We start from the raw sequence: 18,265 nt of genomic DNA on the forward strand, positions 1-18,265 counted from the left end.
GCGCCGCGAACTGACGGAATAGTTCGTTGAAGTACCTAGCTATATGTTTTATAGGCAAATCCGTAAAACATGGTGAAATACGATAGTACTCGGAGTCTTCGGACAAAGAGATAGTGCGCCTAAGGGCTTCCAAGAAAAACCTCTAAACTTCAGGCAATGAGAACCAGTACCGTAAACCGACACAGGTAGTTGAGGAGAGAATCCTAAGGTGCTCGAGAGATTCATGGCTAAGGAATTAGGCAAAATAGACCTGTAACTTCGGGAGAAAGGTCGCCCCCAGCAATGGGGGCCGCAGTGAAGAGGTCCAGGCGACTGTTTATCAAAAACACAGGGCTCTGCAAAATCGCAAGATGAAGTATAGGGCCTGACACCTGCCCGGTGCTGGAAGGTTAAGAGGAGATGTTATCTTCGGAGAAGCATTGAATTGAAGCCCCAGTAAACGGCGGCCGTAACTATAACGGTCCTAAGGTAGCGAAATTCCTTGTCGGGTAAGTTCCGACCTGCACGAATGGTGTAACGATCTGGACACTGTCTCAGCCATGAGCTCGGTGAAATTGTAGTAACGGTGAAGATGCCGTTTACCCGCAGTGGGACGAAAAGACCCTGTGCACCTTTACTATAGCTTAGTATTGACCTTGGATAAATGATGTGTAGGATAGGTTGGAGACTTTGAAGGGGCGTCGCCAGGCGCTTTGGAGTCATTGTTGAAATACAACCCTTTGTTTATCTGAGGCCTAACCCCGAGTATCGGGGGACATTGCTTGGTGGGTAGTTTGACTGGGGTGGTCGCCTCCAAAAGAGTAACGGAGGCTTCTAAAGGTTCCCTCAGTACGCTTGGTAACCGTGCGTAGAGTGCAATGGCATAAGGGAGCTTGACTGAGAGACATACAGGTCGATCAGGTACGAAAGTAGAGCATAGTGATCCGGTGGTTCCGCATGGAAGGGCCATCGCTCAAAGGATAAAAGGTACGCCGGGGATAACAGGCTGATCTCCCCCAAGAGCTCATATCGACGGGGGGGTTTGGCACCTCGATGTCGGCTCGTCACATCCTGGGGCTGGAGAAGGTCCCAAGGGTTGGGCTGTTCGCCCATTAAAGTGGCACGCGAGCTGGGTTCAGAACGTCGTGAGACAGTTCGGTCTCTATCTACTGCGGGCGTTAGAAATTTGAGTGGATCTGATTCTAGTACGAGAGGACCGAATTGGACAAACCGCTGGTGTATCTGTTGTCCCGCCAGGGGCACCGCAGAGTAGCTACGTTTGGAAGGGATAAGCGCTGAAAGCATATAAGCGCGAAACCCACCACAAGATGAGATTTCTTTTAAGGATCGTGGAAGATGACCACGTTGATAGGCTACAGATGTAAAGGCAGTAATGTCATAGTCGAGTAGTACTAATAATCCGTAAGCTTATGTACAAAACTTTTCCTTCTCCCGTCCCAGACGGGAGGAGGAAGGAACTTTCTTAAAAACTTATGTTTCTTTATCCCAGTATGTTAAGATATTGCTGCAGTTATTTGATTTTTAATTAACTGCAAAGCTGCTTGCAGCGAATGACCTTAAGGTGGTTATTGCGGCGGGGCTCACCTCTTCCCATCCCGAACAGAGAAGTTAAGCCCGCCTGCGCAGATGGTACTGCATTATTGTGGGAGAGTATGTCGTCGCCTTTCTTTTGAAAACCCTGTTTCGTAAGAAACAGGGTTTTTTGTTTTATAAATGTTTTGTTTTAAGCCTGAAATCAAAAAAAGGCTCTCTTAACCCTGATGCGTCAGGGATGGAAGCGGCATCCTTTTTTTTTTTTTCTTTAAAAAACAAAAGATACAGCAGACAGCCCGGACAGCAGGGAGACGATATAATATTTATGATGTTGGTTTTTAGTTATTTTTAATTTATATTTTTTTATCATCAACATCATTAATAAACTTAATTACTCCATTCATAAAAACTTTTTGGTCATCCCACATGGCTAAATGACTTCCGTTTGGGCAGTATAAATAGCTTCCATTTTTGACTAATTTGCTTTGTTCTTCCATTGCTTTTGGATCCATAGTGTCATATTTGGCACCAATCATAAGAGTTGGGACAATGATTTCGTGCAGTCGGTTTTTGATGTCCCATTTTGCTAATCTTCCACTGATTCCGAATTCGCTTGGACCTTGCATTAGAGTGTAAACTTCTCCGTTTGCATGTTTGCTGGCTCTATTTAAACCGTCTGGCCATTCTTCTAAACGGCATAAATGCTCTTTATAAAAATTAGGAATTAGTAATTCCATATATCTTGGATTGCTGAAGTCTTTTTTTGCTTCTAAATCTCGTATTTCTTTAAGAACTTCCGGTTTCATTTGCTTGGCTAATACCTCATCAGCATATTTTCCATATTCTGGAGCACTTGCCATCATATTTGCCACCAATAATCCTTTCATATATTGCTGATATTTTAGAGCATATTCCATTGCCAGAATCCCGCCCCATGAATTACCTAAAACATAGAAATTATCTTTATCAGCATTAATGGCTTTTCTAACTTGCTCAACCTCATCAACAAAACGCTCAATTGTCCATAGACTACTATCTTTCGGTTGATCACTATAATAAGAACCTAATTGGTCATATTCGTAAAATTCGAATCCTTCACGTTGGAAAAAGGTTTCAAAGCATTCCATGTATTCATGAGTCATTGCGGGACCTCCATGTAAGAGTAAAACTTTAATTTTCGGATTATTGCCAAACCGTTTAGTCCAGACTTTAAATTCGCCAGCAGGTGTTTTTATAGGAATCATTTTTACTCCGGCTGTTTCTACTTTATCTTTATCATAAGTAAAATAATCTGATAAAATATTTGTGTTGCTTTCCTTTTTACAAGAGGTTAAAAGAAAAAAAGCCGAGAGAGCAATAATTGTACGCATAGGTTTAGTTTTAAGGATTTCTACTAATTTACGAATTATAGTTACACGTGAAATATTAATTTAAGTGTTTGTGAATTAATTGTTTGTGATGTTTCTGAAAAACTAAATGTTTCTTAAATTAATTTGAATGCATTTTTTGAAGTAGTAAATTAGTAATGCTATATTGTAAAGTAACGAATTATGAAAACGAAGATATTTTTAGCCATGATATTGTTAATCTTAACAATTTCGGCCAGTGCACAGAAGAAAATTGAAGTAACCGAATTGCCAAAACCAGCACAAGAATTTTTAAAGAAACATTTTAGCCATACTACAGTGGTGAAAGCGCAAAAGGATCCCGAACACGGAGAAAAAGGCTATGAAGTTAAACTGAAAGACGGAACAGAAGTAGAGTTTTGGAAAGACGGTTCGTACCGTGAAGTGGACGGCGGAGATAACCCAATTCCGACGGATTTTATACCTGCTAATATTAAAGCTTACGTAGCTAAAAATCATCCGAATGAAAAAATAACGCACATCGACTATGGGCACAAAGATCTGGATGTTGATTTGACGAATAAAATTGATTTGGAATTTACAAAAGACGGTAAAATTTTAAAAGACAAAAAGAATAATGTCAAAAATTAGACTGCAAATTTTATTTTAGACGAAATCTGGTAAGAGGACATCTTGAACGAAAATAGTTTATATTTACATTTTTATTTTTTATTTCATGGAAGAAAATAAACATGTAACGATATACGATATTGCCGAGAGATTAAATTTGGCAACATCTACTATTTCACGAGCTTTAAAAGACCATCATACCATTAGTGATAAGACGATTAAGAAAGTGAAAAAAACCGCCGAAGAAATGGGATTTGTTCCTAATACTTTAGCAGCTGGTTTACGCGGGAACAAAACCAGAACTATTGGTGTTTTAATCCCAACCGTTACACAGCCCTTTTTATCTTCATTAATCAGTGGAATCGAAATTACAGCCCAAAAATCGGATTATACGGTTATCATTATGCAGTCGCATGACTCGTATGAAGAAGAAGTTAATATGGCTAAATCTCTGTACAGCAATCGTGTGAGCGGTGTTATTTGCTCTCTGGCCATGGAAACCAGAGATACGGCACATTTTCATCAGTTTTCAAACAATAATATTCCTTTGGTTTTTGTTGACAGGGTTCCGAAAGAGTATAATACTTTCAGAGTAGTAATCGATAATTATACAGCAGGTTACAAAGCAACCAAGCATCTTATTGAACAAGGATGTATTCGTATTGCACATTTAACTGCTGGTTCAGAATTAGGTAACTTGTATAATGAAAGAAAGAGAGGTTATATTGAAGCCTTAAAAGATCATAACATTGAAGTAGAAGAGGAATTGATTATTAATCTAAATTCTGTTACCTACGAAGACGGTGTAAAGGCTAGCAATGCTTTGTTTGACTTAAACCCAATTCCAGATGGCTTGTTTGCACCTGGGGATATCTTGGCTGTAAGTGCCGTTCAAACTGCAAAAAAGCGAGGTATAAAAGTGCCTGAAGAATTTAAAGTAATTGGTTTTAATAATGACCCGATTTCACAAATTATTGACCCCAATTTATCGACTATCACACATCCCGCTGAAAAAATGGGAAAAGCAGCTGCAGAAATTATTATCAAAAACTTAAAATCATCAAAAAATGATGATGCTAAAGAAATTACATTCTTAAATACTGAAGTATTAGCAAGGGAATCATCTCAAAAATAAATTCAAAATAGGATTTTTACATATAAAATTCAACCCCGTTAAAGCAGGATAGTTTTTATAATTATCCTGCTTTAATTTGTTATAGAAATAATTTTTTCGAAAAAAAAGACAGTCAAAATTTTTTTCTTAAACAACAATCCTATATTTTTACGCAACCGATTGCAATTGTTGTTTTATTTGGAATAATGTATTTTTTAAATTAAAATTTTATTAAATGCTTTTAATTGTGAATAAAATGCTGATTCTTTCTAAAATATGTTTTTAAAGAATAAATTTAAGCCAATGACCTCATTAAGATTTGTTTTTCTGTTTCTTCTAATTTTCTTTTCAGCTTCGGCACAAAAAGATTATAAATTGTGGATGCAGTATAATACAGTTGCGGATTCAACAGTAGTTTTAGAATACAAAAACAATCTTAAAGGCGTTGTTGTTTTGGGAAATTCAGAAACCATTAGAATTGCTGAAAAAGAACTCAAAACAGGATTTTTGGATATGTTAGGAAATATACCTGAAATTAAATCAGATATAAAAGGAGAGAACAATCTTATCGTTGGTTCACAGTCGAATTTAAATGCTGAAATCAAAAAAGAATTGCGATCTGATTTTGATAAAATAAATAATGAAGGTTTTATCATTAAATCTATTTCACTTAAAAATAAAAGACAAATTGTTATTACAGGAAAAAACGATGTTGCTGTTTTATATGGAGTTTTTCATTTCTTGAGAATTTTGCAAACCAATAAATCAGTTAAAAATTTACATATTACTGATTCTCCAAAAACAAATATCAGAATCTTAAATCATTGGGACAATCTTGACAGAACGGTAGAACGTGGTTATGCTGGATTTTCGTTATGGAACTGGCAGAAACTTCCAGATTTTATAGACCAGCGTTATATTGATTACGCCAGAGCGAATGCCTCAATCGGAATTAACGGCACAGTTTTAACCAATGTAAATGCAAACGCCTTAATTCTCACTCCGCAGTATTTAGAAAAAGTAGAAGCTTTAGCTAATGTTTTCAGGCCTTACGGAATAAAAGTCTATTTAACCGCAAGATTTTCGGCACCAATTGAAATCGGAAATTTAAAAACTGCTGATCCAAAAGATCCTGAAGTTATTAATTGGTGGAAAAATAAGTCGGCTGAAATCTATAAACGAATCCCAGATTTTGGTGGGTTTTTAGTAAAAGCCAATTCTGAAGGTCAGCCTGGTCCTCAAAATTATGGCAGAGATCATGTTGATGGAGCAAATATGCTTGCTGATGCCGTTGCACCTTTTGGTGGTGTAATTATGTGGAGAGCCTTTGTATATTCTGAACATGATGCCAATGATCGGGCTAAACAGGCTTATGCTGAATTTCAACCGTACGACGGAAAATTTAAAGAGAATGTAATCGTTCAGGTAAAAAACGGGGCGATTGATTTTCAGCCTAGAGAACCATTTCATCCATTATTTGGAGCGATGCCAAAAACGCCTATCATGATGGAATTTCAAATTACGCAGGAATATTTGGGTTTCAGCACGCATTTGGTTTTTCTGCCTAAATTATTTCAGGAAGTTTTAGAAGCTGATACGTATCAAAAGGGAAAAGGCTCGACAGTTGCCAAAGTCGTTGACGGCACTTTATATCAAAATAAACTAACGGGAATTGCCGGCGTTGCCAATATCGGCAACGATTTAAACTGGACAGGACATCCTTTTGCGCAGGCTAATTGGTATGGTTTCGGAAGACTGGCATGGAATCCGTATTTGGATTCGGAAACCATTGCTGACGAATGGTTAAGAAGCACTTTTTCTAACGATGAAAATTTTATAAAACCCGTCAAAAAGATCATGATAGAATCTCGTGAAGCTGTTGTCAATTATATGACTCCGTTGGGTTTGCATCATATTATGGATACAGGACATCATTACGGACCAGGACCTTGGGTTTCCAATTTATCAAGACCAGAATGGAATCCGACCTATTATCATAAAGCGGGCAAAAACGGAATTGGTTTCGACCGATCAAAAACAGGAACTAATGCAACTGCACAATATGCAACAGAAGTCGAAAAACTTTTTGATAACTTAGAAACTTGTCCAGAGAAAGATTTATTATGGTTTCATCACGTTTCATGGGATTATAAACTGAAAAATGGTCAAACACTTTGGAATGGTTTGGCGCTAAAATATCAAGAAGGCGTAAATCAAGTGGCAACAATGCAGAATGTTTGGAATCAAGCAGAAAAATATATCGACAGCGAACGTTTTAACGAAGTTCAAATGTTATTAGAAATTCAGCACAAAGAGGCAAAATGGTGGCGCGATGCCTGTTTATTGTATTTTCAGCAGTTTTCAGGAAAAGAGCTTTCTGCTGGAGTTGAAAAACCAACACAAACATTAGATTATTTTAAATCATTAAAATTTCCTTTTGCGCCGGGAAATGGGTAATAAATTGAGTAAATGTGACGCGGATTAGACGGATTCGCTATCGCGAAGACACGGAAAAAAACAGATTTTTTGAATAAAAATATAAATAAAAAAATCCGTGTAAATCAGCGTTTTCGCGATAGCGAATCCGTTTCATCAGCGTACGAATAAATATATTTTTAAAATTATGAGCAAAAAATCGGCAATAGTAACCGGAGGAAATTCGGGTTTAGGATTTGCAACAGCAAAAAAACTTTGTGATAACGGAATCACAACTTACATAATAGGAAGATCAAAAGAAAAAACAGAAGATGCCTGCAAGGAAATTGGCGAAAATGCTATTCCGGTAATCTTCGATTTGAATGATTTGGCCGGAATTCCTGCCTTGATTGAAAGCATCACAAAAGATAATCCGATTGATATTTTGGTTAATAATGCGGGAATCAATATGAAAAAGGAATTTGCAGATGTAAGTGATGAAGATTTTTTATCAATCATTCACACCAATCTTTTAAGTGTTTTTGCTGTGAGCCGAGAGGTTGTAAAAAATATGAAAGCAAACGGAGGTGGAAGCATTGTCAACATCAGTTCGATGGCATCACAATACGGAATTCCAAAAGTAATTGCCTATTCATCAAGTAAAGGCGCAATCGAAGCGATGACTCGTGCTATGGCGGTTGAATTAGCTCAGTTTGGTATTCGTGCCAATTGTATTGCTCCGGGATTTATTAAAACCAAAATGTCATCAACAGCACTTGATAACGATCCGGAAAGAAAAAATAAAGTATTGGGAAGAACGCCAATGGGCTATTTGGGAGAACCATCAGATATTGCAGATGCGGTTTATTATTTCGCTTTAAGCGAATCAAAATATACTACAGGTACAGTTTTGCCAGTTGATGGCGGAAACAGTATAGGGTTTTAATTTTTAAATATTTTAAACACATAGAAACATAGTTTTACTTTGTCTGCAAAGGCGTTTCACTTGCATTAATGCACATAGCTATGTGTGAGAAACTAGTTTCTTTCTTTAATCTTTTTTTGAGCTAAATATAAATCTATGTTTCTATGTGTTTAATTAATTTTTGCAGAAGAGAAGTATGATAAAAATGCAACAAACCATGCGATGGTTCGGGCCAAACGATAACGTCAAATTAATAGACATTCGACAAGCAGGTGCAAAGGGAATTGTAACCGCATTGCATCAAATTCCCGTTGGTGAAATCTGGACTGTTGAAGCCATAAAAGAAAGACAGGAAATCATTCGCAATTATGGATTGGAATGGACTGTGGTTGAAAGTCTTCCTGTTCATGAAGAAATCAAACGAGCTTCGGGAAATTATCAGCAATATATTGAAAATTATAAAATCAGTCTGCAAAATCTGGCGGAGTGCGGCATCAAAATTATAACCTATAATTTCATGCCGATTCTGGATTGGGTTAGAACGAATCATGATTTTATAAACGAAGACGGAAGCAAAGCTTTGCTGTACAATCAGGATGCGTTTACTTTTTTTGATGTTTTTCTTTTGAAAAGACCTAATTCTGAAAACGATTATTCTGATACTGAAAAAGAAAAAGCGTTACAATTCGGAAATCAATTATTGGAAGATGAAAAAGCATTATTATTTAAAAATGTTTTGTTGGGATTGCCGGGAAGTAAAATCAATTTTACGGCAGAACAGATTTTGTCTCTTTTAGAAAATTATGCCGAAATCGACAATCAAAAATTAAGAGAAAACCTGATTTATTTTTTATCAGAAGTAACTCCGATTGTGGAGAAAAACCAACAAAAATTAGCGATTCATCCCGATGATCCACCGTTTTCGGTTTTAGGACTTCCGAGAATTGTTTCAACTGAAGAAGATTTGAAAGCGATTTTTGATGCCGTTCCATCAATAGCTAACGGATTATGTTATTGTACAGGTTCATTAAGCGCCGATCCAAAGAACAATTTGGAAAAAATAATAGACGATTTCGGAGACCGAATTCACTTTTTACATCTTAGAAATACCATCCGCGAAAGCGAAACTATTTTTAGGGAATCAGAGCATTTAAACGGTGATGTCAAAATGGAAGTCATTGTTGAGAAATTATTGTTATTAATGCATAAAACCAAAACAAGCCTGCCAATGCGCCCAGATCATGGTTTTCTGCATAGAGTTGATGAAGAAACCGAAACATATCCTGGTTATTCGTTGACTGGAAGATTAAAAGGTTTGGCAGAGTTACGAGGTTTGGAAATGGGAATTGGGTATAAATTGAATTTGTAATTATTTTTAAAATAATATGTATCATTTGTCATTTCGACCGAAGGGAGAAATCACACAAGAAATTCCACATAGAATGTCGCCAATTTTTGTCGATTACCGAGTGTGATTTCTCCCTTCGGTCGAAATGACAAAACTGACGAAAATCTATGATCTATGTGTTTAAAAACTAAAATAACATACATAATCTTATCACTTCTCCTAATCGGATTAAGAACAAATTCGTATGCCATAAATCCAGAGAAATATGTAGTTCATCAGGCTTCTAGTGAAAATTTTCCGTTAGTTTCAAAAGGAAAAATAGCTTCAATTTTGGTTGACGATAGAGATCATGCAGGAGTTTTAAAAGTAACAGGACATTTAGAAAACGATCTTTTTAAAGTTTCTGATTTACATTCGAAGAGAATAAAAAAGATTTCGGAGGCAGAAGATTTTGTTGTCATTATAGGAACACTCGGAAAAAATGAAATCATCGATCAATTAGCCAAAGAAGGAAAAATTGATGCCAATCAGCTTAAGGGAAAATGGGAAAAATTTACCACACAGATAGTTGAAAATCCATTTAAAGGAATCAGGAAAGCATTGGTAATTGCGGGTTCAGACAAACGCGGAACGATTTACGGAATCTATGATTTGTCTAATCAAATTGGCGTTTCGCCTTGGTATTACTGGGCAGATGTTCCCGTTAAAAAACAATCAGAATTGCATGTTTTACCTGGAATTCATTCGCAGGGAGAACCCAAAGTAAAATACAGAGGAATTTTTATAAATGATGAAGCTCCGGCTTTATCTGGATGGGCTTTTGAGAAATTCGGCGGATTCAATTCGAAATTTTATGACAAAGTTTTTGAATTGATTCTGCGAATGAAAGGCAACTATTTATGGCCGGCCATGTGGGGCAGAATGTTTTATGTTGAAGATCCGCAGAACGCAGTTTTGGCCGATGAATACGGAATCGTAATGGGAACTTCGCATCACGAACCGTTGACAAGAGCACACGCTGAATGGGGAAAAGAAAAAGGGAAATGGGATTTTAACACCAATTCAGAAGCTTTAATTCAATTCTGGAAAGACGGAATTAAACGAATGGGAAACAAAGAAACCATCGTTACCGTTGGAATGCGCGGTGACGGCGACGAACCGATGACTGAAGGAACTGCGATTGAATTATTAGAAAATATAGTGAAAACGCAACGAAATATCATTTCAGAAGTTACGAAAAAACCAGCGGAAGAAACGCCCCAAATGTGGGCGCTTTACAAAGAAGTTCAGGATTATTATGACAAGGACATGGCCGTTCCTGATGATATCACGCTTTTATTGTGTGATGATAACTGGGGAAATATCCGCAAACTTCCGGAACTGAATTCGAAACCTAGAAAAGGCGGTTACGGTATTTATTATCATTACGATTATGTGGGCGGACCAAGAAATTACAAATGGATTAACACCAATCAAATTGAAAGAGTTTGGGAACAAATGGATTTGGCTTATCAATATGGTGTCGATAAAATCTGGATTGTAAATGTGGGCGACATCAAACCAATGGAATTTCCGACTGAGTTTTTCTTAGACATGGCGTGGAATCCTGAAAAGTTCAATGCTGAGAATTTAGAACAGTATTATGTAGATTGGGCTAAAGAGAATTTTGATAATCAGTTTACAGGTGAAATCGCTCAGATTTTAAAATTATATACAAAATACAATTCCCGAAGAAAACCTGAATTATTAGATCGTAAAACCTATAGTGTCACTAATTATAATGAAGCAGACGAGGTTATAGCCGATTATCAAAAATTGGTCAAATTGGCTACAATTATAAATGAAAAATTAAAACCAGAATACAAAGATGCTTTTTATCAACTGGTTTTGTTTCCTGTTTTGGCAAGCGCCAATTTAAACGAATTGTATGTGGCACAGGCTAAAAATTATTTATACTCAGAACAGTGGCGACTTTCTGCAAATGAATACAAAGAAAAAGTGAAAGAGTTATTTGAAAAAGATGCCGAGCTCACGAATTATTATCATACGCAATTAGCCAATGGTAAATGGAATCATATGATGTCGCAGACGCATATTGGTTATGATAATTGGCAACAGCCGGATAAAAATGTGATTCCAGGCACGAGATATCTTTTTCATAGTACAGCAGTAAATCAGAGAATTGCTGTTGAAGGAAAAGAAGAGTCTTTTGATGGAGTTCTTAAAAATAAAATAGATTTGGTGGATTTTTCATCATTAGAAAATAATACATCATACATCGATTTATTAAATTCTGGAATAAAAAAATATACATTTAAAATTTTTTGCGATCATAATTGGATTCAGTTTTCTCAATCTGAGGGTATAGTTGATACAGAACAAAGAATTTTAGTAAATATTGATTGGAAAAAAGCTCCAAAAGGAATAACTAAGAGTCAATTTATAGTTGTTGCTAATTATCAGAAATTTATTATTCAATTAAGAACTAATAATATTAAAGCTGATAAAGTTCATGGCTTTGCTGAAAACAACGGTTACATTTCGATAGAAGCTCAGAATTATTCAAAAGCAATAAATTCTGATTCAATAAAATGGACAACAATTCCAAATCTTGGAAAAACAGCATCTGGAGTAACTTTAAAACCTTCGAATATTAAGTCGATTGAAATTTCAGAACAATCCCCAAGATTAGAGTACAATGTTCATTTTTTTAGTAAAGGAAAGATAAAAGTTAAAGCCTATTTTTCGCCAACAATCAATTTTAAAAAAGGCGGCGGATTAAAATACGGAATTGCTTTTGACAATGAGAAACCGCAAATCATGAACCTCAACGAAGATGCTTCAGAAAAAGCCTGGGCAGAATCTGTTGCGAATAATATTAAAATCATAACATCGGAACATCAAATTGAAAAATCAGGAAATCATGTTTTGAAAATTTATGCTGTTGATCCGGCTTTGGTACTTCAGAAAATTGTAATTGAAACACAAGAAGGAAAAGTTTTAGAGTCGTATTTAGGACCGCCAGAGAGTTTTAGGAAGGAATAATCTAAAGGAGATAATCCATGCTGTTTGTCATTCCGAGGAACGAGGAATCACACTCGAAACTCCGCGCAGAATGTTGCCAATCTTTGTCGAATCCCGAGTGTGATTTCTCCTCCGTCGAAATGACAAGATTGAGAAAGAAAAACTATTAACTATTAAAACCAAAATATATGAAATTTATTAATCCTTATGTGTTTGCCGTGGCAACGTTACTACTGGTAAGCTGTTCTTCGAAAAAAGAAACGCTGTCGTTAAAAGACGCCTATAAAAACGATTTTTATATCGGAACGGCTTTAAGCGCAGACCAAATTCAAGAAAAAAATACAAAAGAAGATTCATTGATTAAAAAAGAGTTTAATGCGATTACTGCCGAGAATATTATGAAATCTATGTACATGCATCCGCAGAAGGACAAATATGATTTTGCTTTGTCTGATAAATTCGTGGCATATGGTGAGAAGAATAAAATGTTTGTTCATGGACATACTTTAATCTGGCACAGTCAGTTGGCGCCTTGGATGGAGAAAATTGCCGACAGTACAGAAATGAAAGCTTTTATGAAAGATCATATTACAACCATCGTTTCTAAATACAAAGACAGAATCAATTCTTGGGATGTTGTCAACGAAGCTTTAAATGACGATGGAACTTTGAGAAAATCAGTTTTTTTGAATACACTTGGTGAGAAATATTTGGTTGATGCTTTCAAACTGGCAGAAAAAGCCGATCCAAAAGCGCAGTTATATTACAATGATTATAATATCGAAGAACCAGCAAAAAGAGCAGGAGCAATTGCTTTAATCAAAAAAATAAAAGCTGAAGGCGGAAAAGTGGACGGAGTCGGAATTCAGGGACACTGGCGATTGCAAAGTCCTTCGATAGAAGAAATTGAAAAAAGTATTTTAGAATATTCGGCTTTAGGAATCAAAGTAGCGTTTACAGAATTGGACATCACCGTTTTGCCAAATCCATGGGATTTAAAGGGAGCAGACGTAAATCAGAAATTTGAAGGGAATCCTAAAATGAATCCATTTCCGGAAAAATTACCTGATTCCGTTCAGACACAATTAGCAGAACGTTATGCATCGATTTTTAAATTATTTTTAAAGCATAAAGACAAAATTAGCAGAGTTACGTTTTGGGGCGTTCATGACGGTCAATCCTGGCTAAACGATTGGCCGATAAAAGGAAGAACCAATTACCCGCTTCCGTTTGACAAGGAATTAAAACATAAACCAGCTTACGACAGCATCTTAAAGTTGAAAGAAACTAAAGAATAAGCAGTCGAAATAGCTTAAGCTTGATGAATTAATCAACAATCGGTTGTGAAATGAAAAATAACTTAAATAAAGTAAACTAAATTTGCATAATATGTTTTTTTGTCTAATTTTACACAACCGATTGTTTTAGTTGTAATTCGCTTTCCTGCAAGGTTTTCAAAACCTTGTAGGTATGGATTTTAAAATTGTATAAAAAACAACTGAAACCTCAAAGGTTTTGAAAACCTTGCAGGATCGGGACTAACTAACCACAAAACCACCAATGAGTAACATTTCACAAAAATTATCCATCAAAGAAAAAATTGGATACAGCTTAGGAGATTTAGCTGCCAATTTAGTTTTTCAGACTTTGATGACCTATCTGGCGTATTTCTACACCGATATTTACGGATTATCACCAACAGATTCTTCCATCATCATGCTGATTGTAGGATTGGTTGCAGCTTTTATTTTCAATCCGATTATTGGGGTCTTGGCAGACAGAACCAGTACGAGATGGGGAAAGTTCAGACCTTGGATTTTATTGACCGCAATTCCGCTTGGTGTAGTGGCATTATTAGCCTTTTCAACTCCTGATTTCTCTTATAAAGGAAAAGTAATTTATGCCGTTGTAACGTATACTTTACTGCTTCTTTTTTATGCTGGAAACAATCTGCCATATTCTGCTTTAAGCGGAGTAATTACGGGCGATATGAAAGAACGAAACAGTATGTCATCGTATCGGTTTGTTGCGGTAATGTTTGCACAGTTTTTCGTTCAGGTTTTTATGCTTGGTATTATCAAAAGCGCTGGAAACGGAGATAAAGCAATCGGGATTGAAAAAGTAATGACCGCTTTGGCGATTATCGGAACGATCATGCTTTTAATTACTTTTTTAACGACTAAAGAAAGAATTATTCCAAAACCAGAACAAAAGTCAAGCGTAAAAGAAGATTTGAGTGATTTGATTAAAAACAGACCTTGGATTATTATGCTTTCGCTGACAACTTTGGTTTTTGTGACTTTGGCTATGAAAGGCGGTTCGTATGTGTATTATTTTGAGAATTATGTAGATAAAGAGCAATTAGCCGTTTTTATTCAGCCTATATTGGATTTTTTAACCAATATCGGATTGAATCATTTTGGGAATGATCCTGTTTCTGCAGGTTTCGGACTCTTTAATGCGGGCGGAATTATCTTTATGATTGTCGGAATTACGTTGTCTAAAAACTTGGCTGATAAATACGGAAAACGAAACATATTCAGATTGTTTTTATTCATTTCGACACTGTTTATCATCGCTTTTTATTTCTATCCGCCAGCATCAATCGGATTGATATTTTTCTCTCAAATACTGCACGGATTTTTCTACGGAATCACAATCCCAATTTTATGGGCAATGATTGCCGATGTTGCCGATTATTCAGAATGGCTTAATAATCGAAGAGCGACAGCAATTATTTTTTCAGCAATGATGGTAGGTTTGAAAAGCGGATTAAGCATTGGAGGTGCTTTAACGACATTATTCCTGGGCTATTTTCATTATGTCCCAAATACACCTCAGCAGTCGGAAACAGCTATAAATGGAATTAAATTATTGGTTAGTATTTTCCCTGCAATCCCTTTTTTGATTGGAGTTGGATTGCTGTTTTTCTATAAAATCGACAAAGCGATGGAAGTGCAAATTGAAACAGAACTTAAACAAAGAAGAACTTAATTATTTAAAACAAAGATACCACTATGCCTGAAGATAGCATTGAACACATTAATTTTGAGGAAATTAATGATTTGGCGATTTCAAAGCCATTAGTATCTCATATGTATACAGCCGATCCTTCGGCGCATGTATTCAATGGGAAGATTTACATTTATCCGTCGCATGATATAGATGCTGGAATTCCGTTTAACGATAACGGCGATCATTTTGGGATGGAAGATTATCACGTTTTTTCGATGGACACGATATCATCAGAAGTTGTGGATAACGGAGTAGCGCTTCATGTTGATGATGTGGCTTGGGCCGAAAAACAAATGTGGGCACCCGATGCTGGACATAAAAACGGAAAGTACTATTTGTATTTTCCAGCCAAACGTGCCAATGGAATTTTCCAGATTGGAGTGGCAATAGGCGATACACCGGAAGGCCCGTTTATACCTCAGCCGGATGCTATAAGAGGGAGTTACAGTATCGATCCCGCTGTCTTTGAAGACGAAGACGGAAAACATTATATCTATTTTGGAGGTATTTGGGGCGGACAGCTTCAGAAATACCGAAATAATGTATACGATTCCAATAACGAAGAACCGTTTGGAAATGAACCTGCTTTAGGGCCAATCGTAGCTATGCTTCGCGATGATATGCTGGAATTTGCAGAAGAACCAAAAGAAATCCAGATTCTGGATGAAAACGGAAAAGTGATTTTGGCAAGCGATAACGACCGTCGTTTTTTTGAAGCTTCTTGGGTTCACAAATACAACGGAAAATACTATTTCTCCTATTCGACAGGCGATACACATTTTATCTGTTACGCTATTGGTGACAATCCGTATGGACCGTTTACGTATCAGGGAAGAATTTTGAATCCCGTTGTAGGCTGGACTTCGCACCATTCTATTTGTGAAGTAGAAGGAGAATGGTATTTGTTTTACCACGATTCGAGTTTGTCAAAAGGCGTAACACATTTAAGAAGCATGAAAGTAACCAAAATCGATTATCTTGACGATGGTTCCATAGTAACAATTGATCCATACGGAATTAGAAGATTATTTGATTAAGATTTTAGCAAAAAAAGATGTTTAAAAAAAGCAGATTAGGTAGTGCATTGATAAGCGTAGTCATTTTAATGAGTGCTTTTTCATCGTGTAAAAAAATTTCGCAAAAACCACAATCGGTTGTGTATTCCGATTATGCTGTTTTTGACTGGTTTGATTACCGAGGAAATGACGATGCGTATCAAAATCTAACAAAATCTGATGCTGAGTATTTAAATCCTGTTTTGGCTGGTTTTTATCCTGATCCTACAATCTGCAGGGTTGAGGATAAGTTTTACTTGGTGAATTCTTCTTTTTGCTATTTTCCTGGTCTTCCTATTTTTGAAAGTACCGATTTAGTAAACTGGAAACAGATTGGAAATATTATAAACCGTCGTGAACAAGCCGATTTTGGAAATTCTCGTTTGTCAGGCGGTATGTACGCGCCAACAATTCGATACAACAAAGGCATTTTTTATGTGATTTGTACCAATGTCAGCGGAGTCGGTAATTTTATTGTTACGGCTAAAAATCCGTCTGGGCCTTGGTCAAATCCGATTGCGCTTCCAGAAGTAAACGGGATTGATCCTGATATTTTCTTTGATGAAGACGGAAAAGTTTATATTACACATAACGGGCCTCCGCCTAATAATGTTTCGCTTCACGATGGCCATCGCGCCATTTATATGCTGGAATATGATTTGGAAAAACAAAAAACCACAACAGCTCCCAAATTGGTTATTAACGGCGGAACCGATATGGCTATAAAACCTGTTTGGATTGAAGGGCCGCATGTGATTAAAAAAGAAGGGTTTTATTATCTGATTTGTGCTCAAGGTGGCACAGGTTTCAATCATTCTGAAGTGGTTTTTAGAAGTAAAAATATCTATGGACCTTATGAAAGTTATGCTAATAACCCGATTTTGACACAATCGCATTTAGACCCAAATCGTAAAAATTTAGTTTCGACAACTGGCCATGCTGATTTTGTTCAATTGTCAAACGGCGATTGTTGGTCAGTATTTTTGGGCTGTCGTCCTTATGAAGGTGATTTGTATAATACTGGAAGAGAGACCTTCATGATGCCTGTGCAATGGAAAAACGATTGGCCAGAAATTGTCGGCGGAAATGAGCCTATTCCGATGATTCATAAACGACCAAATCTTATTCTTTCAAAAGAAAAAATAGAAGCCAATAACGGGAATTTTGTTTGGCAAGATAATTTTGATTCGGATGAATTGGGTTTGAAATGGAATTTTATTCGAACTCCTTTAGAAAAATGGTATGATTTAAAAGACGGAAAATTATATATCAAACCGAGAAATGAATCGATTCATACCGAAACTAATTTCTCTTTTATTGGAAGACGACAACAGCATTTAAAGTTTGAAGCTTCAGTGAAGTTTGAGTTTACCCCAAAAGATAATTTACAAGTTGCGGGTCTAACTGCTTTCCAGAATGAAAAGCATTATTTTTTAATTGGAAAGCGCCTGAATACTGATAAGAAGCAAGAGGTTTTTGTAGAAAGAACTGCGGGTAAAATCAATAATGGAAAATCGGAGATAATTGCTAAAAAAGATCTTTTTGATTCTGATAAAGACTTATTAGTGAAAATTGAAGGAAATGGAAGATTATATAGTTTTTATTTTAAAACAAAAGAAAAAGAAAAGTGGAATTTGTTAATTAAAGATGTTGACGGGGCTATTTTAAGTACAAAAGAAGCTGGAGGTTTTGTAGGAACGTATTTAGGGATGTATGCGTCGAGTAGGCATTTTGCGAGATAGATTTTTTAGATTTTTCGGATAAAGTCCCGGAGGGACGAAATATTTATAGATTTTTTGGAACGTCCGATTATAAAAAGCTCCAGCGGAGCGATATGTTGTTAACGATAAATGTGTCGCT

General features: G+C 36.3%; 11 protein-coding genes and 2 rRNA genes. 12 read left to right on the forward strand and 1 reads right to left on the reverse strand.

The window, feature by feature from the left end; genetic code table 11:
* A 23S ribosomal RNA gene (locus GSY47_RS06195) occupies positions 1-1,415 on the forward strand; the annotation flags it as partial.
* Positions 1,416-1,557: 142 nt separating this feature from the next.
* Positions 1,558-1,667 (forward strand): 5S ribosomal RNA (gene rrf, locus GSY47_RS06200).
* A 219-nt stretch (positions 1,668-1,886) separates the two neighbouring features.
* Here the strand turns inward: rrf and GSY47_RS06205 are convergent.
* Entirely contained in the window at positions 1,887-2,903 is a 1,017-nt protein-coding gene (locus GSY47_RS06205; RefSeq protein WP_179002515.1) for a proline iminopeptidase-family hydrolase, read from the reverse strand.
* 180 nt (positions 2,904-3,083) lie between these two features.
* Here GSY47_RS06205 and GSY47_RS06210 point away from each other — a divergent pair, with 180 nt between their 5' ends.
* The 10 genes from GSY47_RS06210 to GSY47_RS06255 all read left to right on the forward strand — a co-directional run bounded on the left by GSY47_RS06210 (position 3,084) and on the right by GSY47_RS06255 (position 18,147).
* Complete coding sequence (locus GSY47_RS06210; protein ID WP_179002514.1) at positions 3,084-3,530, forward strand: PepSY-like domain-containing protein; 447 nt, start codon at positions 3,084-3,086, stop codon at positions 3,528-3,530.
* Between the two features lie 85 nt (positions 3,531-3,615).
* Complete coding sequence (locus tag GSY47_RS06215; RefSeq protein ID WP_179002513.1) at positions 3,616-4,644, forward strand: LacI family DNA-binding transcriptional regulator; 1,029 nt, start codon at positions 3,616-3,618, stop codon at positions 4,642-4,644.
* Positions 4,645-4,926: 282 nt separating this feature from the next.
* Positions 4,927-7,080: an alpha-glucuronidase family glycosyl hydrolase gene (locus tag GSY47_RS06220; RefSeq protein WP_179002512.1), complete on the forward strand. Its 2,154-nt coding sequence runs from the start codon at positions 4,927-4,929 to the stop codon at positions 7,078-7,080.
* A 166-nt stretch (positions 7,081-7,246) separates the two neighbouring features.
* The gene (locus GSY47_RS06225; protein WP_179002511.1) at positions 7,247-7,984 is read left to right on the forward strand and encodes an SDR family NAD(P)-dependent oxidoreductase; all 738 of its coding nucleotides are present in this window, start codon (positions 7,247-7,249) and stop codon (positions 7,982-7,984) included.
* A gap of 184 nt (positions 7,985-8,168) precedes the next feature.
* On the forward strand, positions 8,169-9,332 hold the full coding sequence (gene uxuA / locus GSY47_RS06230; RefSeq protein ID WP_218651389.1) for a mannonate dehydratase: 1,164 nt from the start codon (positions 8,169-8,171) through the stop codon (positions 9,330-9,332).
* Positions 9,333-9,485: 153 nt separating this feature from the next.
* A complete protein-coding gene (locus tag GSY47_RS06235) occupies positions 9,486-12,356 on the forward strand; it encodes a glycosyl hydrolase 115 family protein (RefSeq protein ID WP_179002509.1) in 2,871 nt (956 codons plus the stop codon).
* 167 nt (positions 12,357-12,523) lie between these two features.
* Complete coding sequence (locus GSY47_RS06240; protein WP_179002508.1) at positions 12,524-13,633, forward strand: endo-1,4-beta-xylanase; 1,110 nt, start codon at positions 12,524-12,526, stop codon at positions 13,631-13,633.
* 262 nt (positions 13,634-13,895) lie between these two features.
* A complete protein-coding gene (locus GSY47_RS06245) occupies positions 13,896-15,329 on the forward strand; it encodes an MFS transporter (RefSeq protein ID WP_179002507.1) in 1,434 nt (477 codons plus the stop codon).
* A 23-nt stretch (positions 15,330-15,352) separates the two neighbouring features.
* The gene (locus GSY47_RS06250; RefSeq protein ID WP_179002506.1) at positions 15,353-16,387 is read left to right on the forward strand and encodes a glycoside hydrolase family 43 protein; all 1,035 of its coding nucleotides are present in this window, start codon (positions 15,353-15,355) and stop codon (positions 16,385-16,387) included.
* A gap of 17 nt (positions 16,388-16,404) precedes the next feature.
* A complete protein-coding gene (locus tag GSY47_RS06255; protein ID WP_179002505.1) occupies positions 16,405-18,147 on the forward strand; it encodes a glycoside hydrolase family 43 protein in 1,743 nt (580 codons plus the stop codon).
* Positions 18,148-18,265: the final 118 nt, after the last annotated feature.

Source organism: Flavobacterium quisquiliarum (assembly GCF_019308285.1).
Lineage (GTDB): Bacteria > Bacteroidota > Bacteroidia > Flavobacteriales > Flavobacteriaceae > Flavobacterium > Flavobacterium quisquiliarum.

Coding starts and splice junctions, on each gene's coding strand:
- GSY47_RS06205 (WP_179002515.1), bottom strand. CDS start 2,903: ATGCGTACAATTATTGCTCTCTCGGCTTTTTTTCTTTTAACCTCTTGT.
- GSY47_RS06210 (WP_179002514.1), top strand. CDS start 3,084: ATGAAAACGAAGATATTTTTAGCCATGATATTGTTAATCTTAACAATT.
- GSY47_RS06215 (WP_179002513.1), top strand. CDS start 3,616: ATGGAAGAAAATAAACATGTAACGATATACGATATTGCCGAGAGATTA.
- GSY47_RS06220 (WP_179002512.1), top strand. CDS start 4,927: ATGACCTCATTAAGATTTGTTTTTCTGTTTCTTCTAATTTTCTTTTCA.
- GSY47_RS06225 (WP_179002511.1), top strand. CDS start 7,247: ATGAGCAAAAAATCGGCAATAGTAACCGGAGGAAATTCGGGTTTAGGA.
- uxuA (WP_218651389.1), top strand. CDS start 8,169: ATGCAACAAACCATGCGATGGTTCGGGCCAAACGATAACGTCAAATTA.
- GSY47_RS06235 (WP_179002509.1), top strand. CDS start 9,486: ATGTGTTTAAAAACTAAAATAACATACATAATCTTATCACTTCTCCTA.
- GSY47_RS06240 (WP_179002508.1), top strand. CDS start 12,524: ATGAAATTTATTAATCCTTATGTGTTTGCCGTGGCAACGTTACTACTG.
- GSY47_RS06245 (WP_179002507.1), top strand. CDS start 13,896: ATGAGTAACATTTCACAAAAATTATCCATCAAAGAAAAAATTGGATAC.
- GSY47_RS06250 (WP_179002506.1), top strand. CDS start 15,353: ATGCCTGAAGATAGCATTGAACACATTAATTTTGAGGAAATTAATGAT.
- GSY47_RS06255 (WP_179002505.1), top strand. CDS start 16,405: ATGTTTAAAAAAAGCAGATTAGGTAGTGCATTGATAAGCGTAGTCATT.